The organism is Mycobacterium parascrofulaceum ATCC BAA-614, assembly GCF_000164135.1.
GTDB lineage: Bacteria > Actinomycetota > Actinomycetes > Mycobacteriales > Mycobacteriaceae > Mycobacterium > Mycobacterium parascrofulaceum.
The window spans coordinates 273238-284585 of sequence record NZ_GG770560.1; the positions used below are offsets into that span (position 1 = coordinate 273238).

Annotated in this window: 14 protein-coding genes and 1 pseudogene; 6 read left to right on the forward strand and 9 right to left on the reverse strand. The window is 70.6% G+C overall.

What is annotated here, in order from left to right:
• Positions 1-3: 3 nt before the first annotated feature.
• Positions 4-807 carry a ribosome hibernation promotion factor gene (locus HMPREF0591_RS27535; RefSeq protein ID WP_007172061.1) on the reverse strand — a complete coding sequence of 268 codons (804 nt, stop codon included), beginning with the start codon at positions 805-807 and terminating at the stop codon, positions 4-6.
• 28 nt (positions 808-835) lie between these two features.
• Positions 836-1117: a DUF1876 domain-containing protein gene (locus HMPREF0591_RS27540; RefSeq protein WP_007172062.1), complete on the reverse strand. Its 282-nt coding sequence runs from the start codon at positions 1115-1117 to the stop codon at positions 836-838.
• A gap of 207 nt (positions 1118-1324) precedes the next feature.
• On the opposite strand from HMPREF0591_RS27540, the gene HMPREF0591_RS27545 reads away from it, so the two are divergent.
• Positions 1325-1972 carry a TetR/AcrR family transcriptional regulator gene (locus tag HMPREF0591_RS27545; RefSeq protein WP_007172063.1) on the forward strand — a complete coding sequence of 216 codons (648 nt, stop codon included), beginning with the start codon at positions 1325-1327 and terminating at the stop codon, positions 1970-1972.
• Here HMPREF0591_RS27545 and HMPREF0591_RS27550 read toward each other — a convergent pair.
• The 5 genes from HMPREF0591_RS27550 to HMPREF0591_RS27570 are packed head-to-tail and all read right to left on the reverse strand — an operon-like array spanning position 1960 to position 6020.
• The gene (locus HMPREF0591_RS27550) at positions 1960-3189 is read right to left on the reverse strand and encodes a lyase family protein (RefSeq protein ID WP_007172064.1); all 1230 of its coding nucleotides are present in this window, start codon (positions 3187-3189) and stop codon (positions 1960-1962) included. The two genes, HMPREF0591_RS27545 and HMPREF0591_RS27550, sit on opposite strands and share 13 nt — an antisense overlap.
• Positions 3186-3758 carry a protocatechuate 3,4-dioxygenase subunit alpha gene (gene pcaG / locus HMPREF0591_RS27555; protein WP_050790158.1) on the reverse strand — a complete coding sequence of 191 codons (573 nt, stop codon included), beginning with the start codon at positions 3756-3758 and terminating at the stop codon, positions 3186-3188. The genes HMPREF0591_RS27550 and pcaG overlap by 4 nt, the downstream gene beginning before the upstream one ends.
• A complete protein-coding gene (gene pcaH / locus HMPREF0591_RS27560) occupies positions 3751-4506 on the reverse strand; it encodes a protocatechuate 3,4-dioxygenase subunit beta (protein ID WP_007172066.1) in 756 nt (251 codons plus the stop codon). Before pcaH ends, pcaG begins: the two co-directional genes overlap by 8 nt.
• A gap of 60 nt (positions 4507-4566) precedes the next feature.
• On the reverse strand, positions 4567-5052 hold the full coding sequence (locus HMPREF0591_RS27565) for a hemerythrin domain-containing protein (protein WP_007172067.1): 486 nt from the start codon (positions 5050-5052) through the stop codon (positions 4567-4569).
• Entirely contained in the window at positions 5049-6020 is a 972-nt protein-coding gene (locus HMPREF0591_RS27570) for a Rieske (2Fe-2S) protein (protein ID WP_007172068.1), read from the reverse strand. The genes HMPREF0591_RS27565 and HMPREF0591_RS27570 overlap by 4 nt, the downstream gene beginning before the upstream one ends.
• Before the next feature lie 376 nt (positions 6021-6396).
• Here HMPREF0591_RS27570 and HMPREF0591_RS27575 point away from each other — a divergent pair, with 376 nt between their 5' ends.
• From HMPREF0591_RS27575 to phtC, 5 genes are read left to right on the forward strand one after another with little or no spacing between them, the layout of a single operon-like run.
• On the forward strand, positions 6397-7695 hold the full coding sequence (locus HMPREF0591_RS27575; RefSeq protein ID WP_050790166.1) for an aromatic ring-hydroxylating dioxygenase subunit alpha: 1299 nt from the start codon (positions 6397-6399) through the stop codon (positions 7693-7695).
• Positions 7692-8210, forward strand: a complete 519-nt coding sequence (locus HMPREF0591_RS27580; RefSeq protein ID WP_007172070.1) for a 3-phenylpropionate/cinnamic acid dioxygenase subunit beta — start codon at positions 7692-7694, stop codon at positions 8208-8210. Before HMPREF0591_RS27575 ends, HMPREF0591_RS27580 begins: the two co-directional genes overlap by 4 nt.
• 8 nt (positions 8211-8218) lie before the next feature.
• Positions 8219-8473 (forward strand): hypothetical protein, encoded by a 255-nt coding sequence (locus tag HMPREF0591_RS27585; RefSeq protein WP_007172071.1) that lies wholly within the window; start codon positions 8219-8221, stop codon positions 8471-8473.
• Complete coding sequence (gene hcaB / locus HMPREF0591_RS27590) at positions 8457-9251, forward strand: 3-(cis-5,6-dihydroxycyclohexa-1,3-dien-1-yl)propanoate dehydrogenase (RefSeq protein WP_007172072.1); 795 nt, start codon at positions 8457-8459, stop codon at positions 9249-9251. The genes HMPREF0591_RS27585 and hcaB overlap by 17 nt, the downstream gene beginning before the upstream one ends.
• Complete coding sequence (phtC, locus tag HMPREF0591_RS27595) at positions 9248-9970, forward strand: 3,4-dihydroxyphthalate decarboxylase (RefSeq protein ID WP_007172073.1); 723 nt, start codon at positions 9248-9250, stop codon at positions 9968-9970. The genes hcaB and phtC overlap by 4 nt, the downstream gene beginning before the upstream one ends.
• A 92-nt stretch (positions 9971-10062) precedes the next feature.
• On the opposite strand, the gene HMPREF0591_RS27600 is transcribed toward phtC, so the two are convergent.
• Complete coding sequence (locus HMPREF0591_RS27600) at positions 10063-10875, reverse strand: IclR family transcriptional regulator (RefSeq protein WP_007172074.1); 813 nt, start codon at positions 10873-10875, stop codon at positions 10063-10065.
• Between the two features lie 42 nt (positions 10876-10917).
• A pseudogene (locus tag HMPREF0591_RS27605) lies at positions 10918-11348 on the reverse strand (permease); the annotation flags it as partial.

Genomic DNA, 11348 nt, shown 5'->3' on the forward strand with positions numbered 1-11348 from the left:
TATTCAGCTGGCCGGTGTGATCAGCCCGTAGTGCCCGTCGTAGCGGTGGTACAACACGCTCCCCCGGTCCCGGCCGGTGTCGACGAAGAACAGGAAGGGCTGCCCGAGCAGCCCGATCCGTTCAATGGCCTGGTCGACGGTCAGTCGCGGGGCCGGCTGCGGGCTGATGGTCAGCGGCAGCCGGAAGGGCGCCAGCTCGTCGGTGGCGCCCGGGTTGGCCTGTGCCAGACGGTATTCGGTGGGGCCTTCGCGATAAATGACGCTGTCCTGCCGGGTGGCTTCCTCGGTGAAGAGGTGAAAGTCGTAGTCCAGTTGCTCCATCTCCAGCGCGGCCTCTTCGACGGTGCAGGTGGGCAGGCTGTACGACTTGTGCCGCATGATTCGGCGTTCGCCTTCCGGCCGGGGGAAGTACTTCGGCCGGTGCGTCGGCTCGGTTTCGTGCCGCCATTCGTGCGGCCCGCGGCTGGGCACGCCGCCCCGCTTGGCCTCCCAGTGTTCGGCGGCGCGTTCCAGTTGCCGGCGCAGCCGCGCCTCGAGACGGTCGATCGCCTCCCGCGCCGTGACGCCTTCCACCTGCGCGCGCACCGGTCGGCCGTTGACGTCGAGATTGGCTTGCGCGATCACCCGGCGGGCCACGGCGGGGTCGCCGTGCTCGCTCAGCCTGACGTGGGCGTGCAGGACCGGTTCGTGGGTAAGGTGGCCGAGCTCGCCGATCTTGGTGCGGGCGTAGTCGTCGGCGCCGGGCAATTGCCCGTGCGTCGTTACCTGGACGTCGAGGACGGCCGGTAGGTCGGGGCGTCGTCTCATGCTGGCTCTCGCTCTTCGTCGCCGTCGCTCAGCGGTGCAGACCCGTTACGGGTTCGTGCGTGCTGGCCTGGATGTCGGTGGATGTCGCGGCGAACAGCTGGTTCGCCAGGTCGTAGAGGGCGCGCGCGACGGCGAGTTCGTCACCGATCGCGGCCACCGGCGGGTCGGCCGGGTCGAGGCGTGCCACGCCCACGCCGACGAGCGTGCTGCCCGCCCAGGACAGCCGCGCCTTGGCCCGGGTTTTCTCCTCGCGCTCTTCGACCAGCACGTCGATGTGGCACGACTTGGTGCCTTGGTCGCTCTTCGTCATCACCAGATGCGACCATTCCGCCCACGGGCCGGAGTAGGGGCGGAAGTCCCGAATCGCGGGGTCGTTCGTCGGACGGGCCGGCGGGGGGAATCGGGTCAGCAAACGCCTCGGCGGCCGCGAAGAATGGCGTCGAACTTAATCGACATTCTTGCTGGGCGTAATCGACAGTTTCATTCGCGTATATCGGCGTGCCCAACAGTAGCGGGCGTGTCCGACCTCCCGACACAGACCAAGTACCTGCATGCCTCGCGGGGCCGCCGGTCGGCGCCGCACTCGGGTGACGACCGGGAACGGGCGATCCTGGCCACCGCGGAGCGCCTGCTGCAGGAACGGCCGCTCGCCGACTTTTCGGTGGACGACCTAGCAAAGGGCGCCGGGATTTCGCGGCCCACCTTCTACTTCTATTTCCGGTCGAAGAACGCGGTGCTGCTGTCGCTGCTCGACCAGATGAACAGCAAGGCGCAGGCGGCCCTCAGGGCGCTCGGCGGCATCTCCTCCGGCGACCCGGCTGAGCTGTGGCGCGCGCGCATCGAGGCGTTCTTCGAGGTGTCGGGTTCGCACCCGGCGGTCGCCGTAGCCGGCGCCGCGGCGAAGGCGACCAACCCGGAGGTGCGGCAGTTGTGGTCCACGCTCATGCAGCGGTGGATCTCGCTGACCACGGCGGCCATCAAGGCGGAGCGCGGCCGGGGCGCCGCCCCCGACACCGTCCCGGCCGAACAACTGTCGGTCGCCCTCAACATGTTGAGCGAGCGGGTGATGGCCGCGACGTTCACCGCCGAGGACGAGGCGATGCCCGAGGACCGGGCGGTCGACACGCTGCTGCACATCTGGCTGGCCAGCATCTACCAGCGCTGACCGAGCGTCCGCCGGGCGCGGTCCAGGCTCTCGTCGATCAGCCGGTCCGCCGCACCGAAGTAGGTCGGCGACGGCGGCCCTCCGGCCAGTTCGGCGATCGCCTGTTGCTCCCCCGACACGTCGGCGGCGTCCAGGTTTTCCGACATCCGCTCGGCGTGCACCGCCAGTCCCGCCAGCAGCTCGCCGCACTGCGACCCGGCGACCACGGTGCGCCGCGCCAGGGCGCGCAGGGTGTCCCATTCGGCATGCCAGGCGCCGTCCGGCCGCTCGTCGTTGGCCAGCGCCGCGGCGGTGTGCAGGGTCGCCGCGAGCTGCGGCGCGGACAGCGCGGCCCGGCGAATGAGGATGGACAGCACGGGGTTTCGCTTGTGCGGCATCGACGACGAACGCCCGCGGTTTGCCCCGGCCGGTTCGCTCAGTTCCCCGACCTCCGGGCGGGCCATGGTGACGATGTCCGCTGCGATCCGGCCCCACGCGTCGGTGCAGCCGACGAAGGCGTCCGCGGCCGCGGTGACCGGGGTGCGCGTCGTGTGCCAGGGCAACCGGGCCACCAAACCCAACGCCGTCGCCGCGTCGCGCATCAAACCGGCGGAGACCCCGGCCGGGTCGGCCGCGCCGGTCACCAGCGCGGCGAGCTCGGTGGTGGCCGCCAATGTCCCGGCGGCCCCGCCGATCTGGACGGGCGTGGCCAGCGCGGACAGCCCCTCGAAGGCATCGACGACGCCGGTGAGCCAGCCGGCGACCTTCACCCCGAACGTGGTCGGCGCCGCGTGCTGGGTGAGGGTGCGTGCCACCATGGGCGTCCCCCGGTGCAGGGCGGCGAGTTCGGTCAGCGTCAGGGCCTGACCCCTCAGCTGCGCGGCCAGCTCGCCGGCCACCTCGCGCACGCCGAGCATCAGGCCGGTGTCCAGGACGTCCTGACTGGTGAGGCCGCGATGAATCCACGGCGCCACGGCCGGCGCGGCGCGCTCGCGCAACAGGGCGACCAGGCCGATGACGGGGTTGCCGCCGCCCTCGGCGGCAACCGCCAGGGCCTCACAATCGTTGGCGGTCAACAGCATTGGCAGGTCGGCGCCGGCGCACTCCGGGGGCGCCAGGCCGGCGGCCACCAGGGCGTCGAGCCAGGCGGATTCCACCGCGACCATCGATTCCAGCAGCGCCCGGTCGGTCATGTGCTCGCCGGCGCGATGGTCTCCCGGCCACAACAGGTTGGTCATCGCCGGCCGTCCCGGTACGCCAGGAACACCGTTTCGCGCGGGCCCTGCAGGTGGACGTCGAAACGGTAACCCGGGCAATCTGTTTCGGCGACGCACAGCAGCGTGGCGCGCCGCTCGGCGTCGAGGCCCGCCAGCAGCGGATCGGCGCCCGGGTCGACGCCGGGCAGGTAGGCCCGGGTGAACAACCGGTCCAGCAGGCCCCGCGCGAACACGGTGAGGGCGAAGAACGGCGGCCGCCCGGCGGCCGCCGGGCCGGGCGCCACGGTGGTGAAGCCGTAACGACCGGCGGGATCGGTCGCGCAGCGACCCCACCCCGTGAACGCGGCATCGTCTCGATGGCCGCGGCGCAGCGAACCGTGCTGTCGCACTATGCGTCCGCTGCCGTCGGTTTGCCACAGCTCGACCAGGGCGTCCGGAACGCCGTCGCCGGCGCCGTCGTAGACCGTGCCGTACAGCCGGAGCGCGCCCGGGTGCCCGCCGCCGACCAGGGCGCTGTCACCGGGATAGGGCAACCCGAGGCCGAGGAAGGGGCCCACCGTCTGCCCTGGGGTGCAAGCACATTCACGCATCGTCGGCCTCGGTCGGCGTTCGGGTGCCACCGCCCAGCACGATGTCCCACCGATAGCCGGTCGCGAACTCCGGCTCGGTGAGGTCGTGGTCGTAGCGGGCGATCAGGAGTCGGCGCGCGGCGGGGTCGAGGACGGACTGAAAGATCGGGTCCAGGTCGAACAGCGGGTCGCCCGGGAAGTACATCTGGGTGACCAGGCGCTGCGGGAAGGCGGTCCCGAAGACGGAGAAGTGGATGTGCGCGGGGCGCCACGCGTTGCGGTGGTTGCGCCACGGGTACGGGCCGGGCTTGATGGTCAGGAAGCGGTACAAGCCGTCGGGCCCGGTCAGGCACCGCCCCGCGCCGGTGAAGTTGGGGTCGAGCGGGGCCGGGTGCCGGTCGCGCTGGTGGCGGTAGCGGCCGGCGGCGTTGGCCTGCCAGATCTCAATCAGCTGCCCCGCCACCGGTCCGCCCGATCCGTCGAGCAGGCGCCCCGCGACGATCAAGCGCTCCCCCAGGGGCTGGCCCGGATGGCCGGCCGTCAGGTCGGCCTCGAGCGGGTCGACGTCCTGGTAGCCGAAGCAGGGCGCCCAGCGTTCGACCTCTTCGGGATCGACCGGCACCGGGGGCCGGTTGGGGTGGCGCAGGGCGGTGCCGCGGTAGGGCGGGTAGTCGAGCCGCGGCAGCGCCTCGTCCCCCCGGTATTCGGCTGCGATGGCGGCGATCTCGGCCGTGATGTCACCCTGAGACGCGACACACTCGGGGTTCATGAGTCGTGACGCTACCCTCGATGGCCCCGTGCGCTCCGGAATTCGGCGGCGCGGGCGGCGTTACAGCGAGCGCACCAGCGCCGCGCGCCCCTTGGTCCGCATCTTGTACAGGGCGGAGCCCCGGTATTCCTCCATTTTCGCGGCCATCTTGTTGCCCAGCTCCTCGAGCTCCGCGTCGGTGATCTTCACCTCGGGGGGAGCCGGGATCAGGTCGCGCTCCTCCTCGTCGGCGTGCGCCTCGAGCACGGTCTTGAAGGAGTTCCATTCGTCCTCGTACCCCGGCGCGCTCTGCGGGGTCTTGAGCAGTACGGAGAGCTGGTCGACCACCTGGCGGTGTTCCGCGTGGGCGACCGCGATCAGCTTGGTGGCGTCCTTGAGGGCCGGGTAGTACAGGTCATCCTCGATGCGGAAGTGAATGTCGAGCTCGATCAGCATGTCGTCGAAAAGGGCATGCCGCTCTTCGCTGTTCACCGGCGCCTCGCTGATCTTGCGACCGAGGCCCTTGATCACGATGTGGTGTTCTTTCAGGACGTCGTAAGCGTTCACTTGCCTTCCCCTTCTCCGATTCCCGTCGCTCCACCGAGCGCGGGCTCGGGTTCGCCTCGAACCTCGACCATTCCGTTGACCAATCTGGCCTGGTAGCACGGCAGCGGGGCCGCCGCCGGGCCGCGCACCACGTCTCCCGACTCGATCGCGAACCACGAACCGTGCCAAGGGCATACGAGCCGGCCGCGGTCGACCCAGCCGTCGGCCATGGGAGCCGCCAGGTGCGGGCACAGTTCCCCGAACGCCGCGACCTCTCCCGGCTTGGTCTGGCACACCACCAGCCCCACCCCGTCGACCTCGACCCGCACCGGCTTGCCGTTCAGGGAGCTCGCGGGGAGCACGGGCGTCCATTGCGTGGTGCGCAGCCGCGTGCCCGACTGGTCGATGCCGATGCCGGACTCGAACACCAATGCCCCGCCGAGGTAGCTGCCCGCCACGGTGATGCCGTAACCCAGTGCGGTGAGCGCGATGCCGCGCCCGTGCCGGCCCCGGCGGCGGTCCCACCAGGACCGCGCGTAGAGCGCGGTGGCGGCCAGGTTCACCAGGCCGTGCACGGCGCCGACCCGGCGATCGGCCTCATGGGTGTGCTGCCAGTCGGTGACGCCGGTGACCGCCGACCCGATGCTGGCCAGGATGCCCACCCCCAGCGCGCGGGACGCGAACTTCGACGCGTCGCGTACCTCGGTGGCGGGTTGGCCCGGCAGCAGGCTGAGCGCGTCCAGCGCGACGGTGGTGCCCAGGGCCCCGCTCGTCAGCGACGCCAGGGGCGGATGCACCGGGTGGCCGAGCCACACGCCGTGCAGCGCGTTGGTGACGGTGTTGCGCGCGCTCCCCAAGCCGTTGAAGGCAAAGCTCAGCAGGTGCTCGAACCGATAGCTCGGCCGGTCCAGCCACTCTTGGCGCCCGATGGCGGACACCATTCGCGTTCCGAACTTCTGCAATCGACCATCCAGTGATCGAGCAGCCATTGCACCAGTCCTCCCTCAGATGCGCCGCTAACGGCCAGCAACGCACGCAAAATCGACTCGTTACCCCTTGGTTAACCGCGCGCTCACATGCGCAGCAGAGCTGACGTGACCACCGTATCCCGGCATTCTGGCCGCGTGATTGGTAGCAACCTGTGAGTTACCACAAAGCATTCTTGTAAACGCCTGACGGCGGGTCAGTGCCGATTGAGCGGCACTTGCGCGGGTGTTTGACCGGCCGGGGGTGGATGCGAGATTCTACTTAGCGGAAGACATTTCTGCAGAGCAGACATTCAACGGCGTTAAGGCGGTTACCGTGACAGTCCAGCGCGACGCCGGCGACGGTCTCGACCGGGTTTTCGCCGGCGTGCGCGAGGGGATGATCCCCGCCCACATCTACAACGACAGACAGCTGTTCGCGCTCGAGAAGGAGCGACTGTTCGGCCGGGCGTGGACGTTCGTGGCGCACGAGTCCGAGATTCCGCACGACGGCGACTACGTCGTGCGCCGGGTCCTCGACGACTCCTTCATCATCACGCGCGACGCCGAGGGCAAGGTACGGGCGTTGTTCAATATGTGCCTGCACCGCGGTATGCAGGTGTGTCGCGCCGAGATGGGAAACGCCTCGAACTTCCGCTGCCCGTATCACGGCTGGACCTACCGCAACGACGGCCGGCTGACCGGCCTGCCGTTCCACCGGGAGGCCTACGGCGGCGAGGAGGGGTACGCCAGAAGCGCCCAAAGCCTGCTGCCTGCACCGAAGTTCGCGAGCTACAACGGCCTGCTGTTCGTCAACCTCGACGCCGACGCCGAACCGCTCGACGACTTCCTCGGCGACTTCAGGTTCTATCTGGACTTCTACACCAAACAGAGTGCCGGCGGCCTGGAAGTGCGAGGGCCGCAGCGCTGGCGCATCAAGGCCAACTGGAAGATCGGTGCCGAGAACTTCGCCGGCGACATGTACCACACGCCGCACACCCACGCGTCGATCGTCGACATCGGCCTGTTCCGCGAGCCGAAAGCGCAGAAGCGCAAGGACGGCGCCACCTACTGGGCGCACCGCGGCGGCGGCACCACCTACAAACTTCCCCCGGGCAGCTTCGACGAAAAGATGCGCTACGTCGGCTATCCCGACGAGATGATCGGCCGGATCAAAGGCGTGTGGACGCCGCGGCAACAGCGGGTGGTCGGTGAGGACGGTTTCATGATCTCGGCCGCCACCTGCTTTCCGAATCTCAGCTTCGTGCACAACTGGCCGAAGGTGCGTGACGGTCGGGCCGACGAGACCCTGCCGTTCATCTCGATCCGGCTCTGGCAGCCGATCAGCGAGAACGAAACCGAGGTCTGCTCGTGGTTCGCGGTCGACTCCGCCGCTCCCCCGCACTACAAACAGGACTCGTACAAGGCGTACCTGATGTGTTTCGGCTCGACCGGCATGTTCGAGCAGGACGACGTGGAGAACTGGGTCTCGCTGACCACGACGGCCGGCGGATCCATGGCCCGGCGGCTGCGGCTCAACAGCCGGATGGGCCTGCTGCCCGACGGCAGCCCGGTGGTCGAACCGCTGCCGCCCGAGGCGTTCCACGGGCCGGGGCGCGCGCAGGTCGGCTACAACGAGCACAACCAGCGCGCGCTGCTGAACCTGTGGGCCGACTACCTCCAGGGGGCCGGCGCATGACGAAGCCCTTGCCGTTCAACGATTCTCGGCACCTGCAGGCCCACCAGTTCCTGGTCGACGAGGCCTACCTGCTGGACGCCCAGCAGTACGAGGCGTGGCTCGAGACGCTCACCGACGACGTCCGCTATGTGATGCCCGTGCGGGTCACCACCGCGCGCGGCGCCGGGTTCGACTGCGCGCCGGGCATGGCGCACTTCGACGAGGACAAGTACTCGCTGAGCCAGCGGGTCGCGCGGCTGGGCACCGAGCATGCCTGGGCCGAGGATCCACCGTCGCGGCTGCGGCACTTCATCACCAACGTCCGCACCTTCGAGGGCGACGACCCGGCACACCTGCTGGTCGAGTCGGCCGAACTGCTGTTCCGCAGCCGCGGCGACGTGACCGACAGCGCTGTGCTGTCGTGCGGTCGCGAGGACCTGCTGCGCTGGTGTGATGATCGCTGGAAGCTGGCCCGGCGCAGGATCTTTGTCGACGAGTCGGTGCTGCGGATGCAAAACTTGGCGGTGTTCCTGTGAACGAACCCATGAGCGACCCCATGAACGAACCCATCGTGGTGGCAAACGAATTCGCCGAGGTGGAGGTCCGGCGGGTGGACACCCGCAACGGCTCGCGGCTGCTGATCAGCGCCTCCAAGACCGGGCGGTCGATCAGCCTCGACGCGCTGGAATTGGAGGCGCTGACGTGGCAGAACGCCCGCACGCTGGCGACCATGGTCGGCAAGTGCGGCGCGCCGTTATTGGCCGAAGAGGGCGAGGGCGGCGATGACCGGCTGGCTTGAGGGCAAGCGCGCCCTGGTCGTCGGCGCCGGTTCGGGGATCGGCCGGGCGGTGGTGGACGCGTTTCGCACCGAGGGGGCGAAAGTCGCTGCCCTGGAACGTGATCCGGAAAAGTGCGAGCGCCTGCGCGAGCAGTTGCCCGGCGTTGCGGTCGTCGAGGGCGACGCGATCACCCGCGACGCCAACGAACGAGCGGTCGCCGCCGCGGTGGACGCCCACGGCGGGTTGGACACGCTGGTCAACTGCGTCGGAATCTTCGACTTCTACCGGGGCGTCGGCGACATCGACGCCGGCGACCTTGCCGACGCGTTCGACGAGATGTTTCGCACCAACGTGCTGAGCCACCTGCAGTCGGTCAGGGCGGCGCTCCCCCGGCTGCGCGCCGGGGCGGGGCCCTCGATCGTGCTGACCGGGTCCGCGTCGTCGTTCTATCCCGGGCGCGGCGGTGCGCTGTACGTGTCGTCGAAGTTCGCCGTCCGCGGGCTGGTGGCCGCCCTGGCCCACGAGCTGGCGCCGCACATCCGGGTCAACGGGGTGGCGCCGGGCGGCACGCTGAACACCGACCTGCGCGGCCTGGCCAGCCTGGGGCTCGACGGTGTCCGGCTGGACGACACTCCCGACCGGGCCCGGGAAGTGGCCGCGCGCTCCCCGCTCAACGTGGCGCTCTCCGGGGAGGACCACGCGTGGAGTTTCGTGTTCCTGGCCTCCGACCGCGCGCGCGGGATCACCGGCGAAACCGTCCGCCCCGACGGCGGATTCGGCCTGGGCGCACCGCGATGACGGCCCTCGACGAGCAGCGCGCGCTGGTGGCCGAGGGTTGCCGGGTGGCCGCCGCCCGCGGCCTGGTCGACGGCATCCTCGGTCACCTGAGCCTGCGGGTGGACGACGAGCGCCTGCTGATCCGCTGCCGCAGCGACACCGACGCCGGGGTGGCGCACACCCGGCCCGGCGACATCCGGCTGATCACCTTCGCCGGCGGCGCCGGCGCCGCCGGCGAACTCGACGGCTACCGCGTCCCCAACGAACTGCCCATCCACGTCGAAACCATGCTGGCCGATGCGCGGCACCGCGCCGTCGCCCATCTGCATCCGCCCGCCGTCGTCGCCGCCGACCTGGCCGGCATCGCGATCCGGCCGATCTACGGCGCCTTCGACATTCCCGGCGCCCGGCTCGCGCGCGCCGGCGTGCCCGTCTACGAGCGCGCCGTGCTGATCCGCACCCCGGCGCTGGGCAAGGAGATGGTGGCGGCCATGCGCGACCGGCCGGTGGTGATCCTGCGCGGGCACGGGATCACCAGCGCGGCCGCCACCGTGCAGCAGGCGGTGCTGCAGGCGATCAGCCTCGACGCGCTGGCCCGCATGTCGCTGCGGGTGCGGGCCGCCGGCGGGACCCTGCGCGAGATCGACGACGCCGACTGGGACGACCTGCCCGACCTGGGGCCCGCATTCACCGCGGAGGCCGCCTGGCGCCACGAGGTGGCGCGGCTGCCGGCCGAGTGAGGTTGCGGCACGGGTTCGCATCGGTGCGCGAACACCGCCGAATGTGCCGGGGGCACGGTGGCGGCGCACCTGGCCTCCGGCCAAACGGCGCCTCAGCCGAGCTGATCGCCAATCTCCTTGGCGGCCTTGACGAGTGCGGCGGCAACGGTCGCGCACCGGGCGTCGTCCAGCCGGCTCCGTGGCGCGGCCGCGTTGAGCGCGAGGCGCAGGCCGGGCGCCCGCGTCGGGATGAGGACCGCGACCGAGGCGACGCCTTCCTCGCTCTCCTCGCGGTTGACGGCGTACCCGCGCGCGCGAATGGCGGCCAGCTCGGCCTCCAGCTCGGTGCGGCTGCCGATCGAGGACGAGGTGATGCGGTCGAGCTTCTCGTGTGGCAGCAGCTGACGCAGCTCCGCCTCCGGCAGCTGGGCCAGCATGACCTTGCCCGTCGAGGTGCAATGCGCCGGCATGCTGCGGCCCAAGCGCGATGCCACCCGGACCGCGGCCGGGCCTTCGACGGCGGCGACGAAGCGGACGCCGGCCCCGTCCAGCATCCCGACGTGGATCGTCTCGCGCAGCTGTTCGGCGAGGCCGCGCATGATCGGCGCCGCCGAACGCTGGATGTCGGTGCGGCCGAAGATCGCGAAGGCCACACCGGTCAGCGACGGCCCGGGCAGGTAGGCCTTCGACACCGGGTCTTGCCGGACGAACCCGCGGTAGGCCAGCATCGCCAGCAGCCGATGCGCGGTGGACGACGCCACACCCAGGTAGCGGGTGGCTTCGCTCAACCGGATCTGGGGCCGTTCGCCCAGCAACAGCAGCAGCTTGAGCGCGTTGTCGACCGACTCGATCGGATACTGCGGCGCAAGCGAATCGGCGCCCGGCGCTTCCGCGTCCCCGGCGTCCCGTCCGCGCTTACCCGGCATGACAGTGAAGGTACCCGCGGACCACCCGCGCGGGTGCCGAACTCACAGCACGCTGAGGACCGCCGCACCGAGCAATCCCGCCGCCGTCACCGCGGCCGTCGCGGTGGCGACGGCGCGCCACCCGAAGCTGCGGGCGATCATCGCGGCCCCCGGAACGCTCACCGCCGGCAAAGTGATCAGCAGCGCGCCGATCGTGCCCGAAGACGCGCCCAGCAGCGCCAGCCCCTGCAGGATGGGGATCTCCCCCGCCGTCGGGATCACCATCAGCGTGCCGGCGACCGCGACCACCACGACGAGCAGCAGCGCCCACAGCAGGCCGTGGTGCGCCGGTTGCGCCAGGGTCAGCAGCCAACCGCGGAGCGCCCCCACCAGCAGCACCAGGACCGCGTACTCGGGCAGCAAGACCAGGGCCAGCCACGACAGCGCCCGCACGAACCCGCGCGGCCCCCCGATGCCCGCGCCGTCGCCGGCGG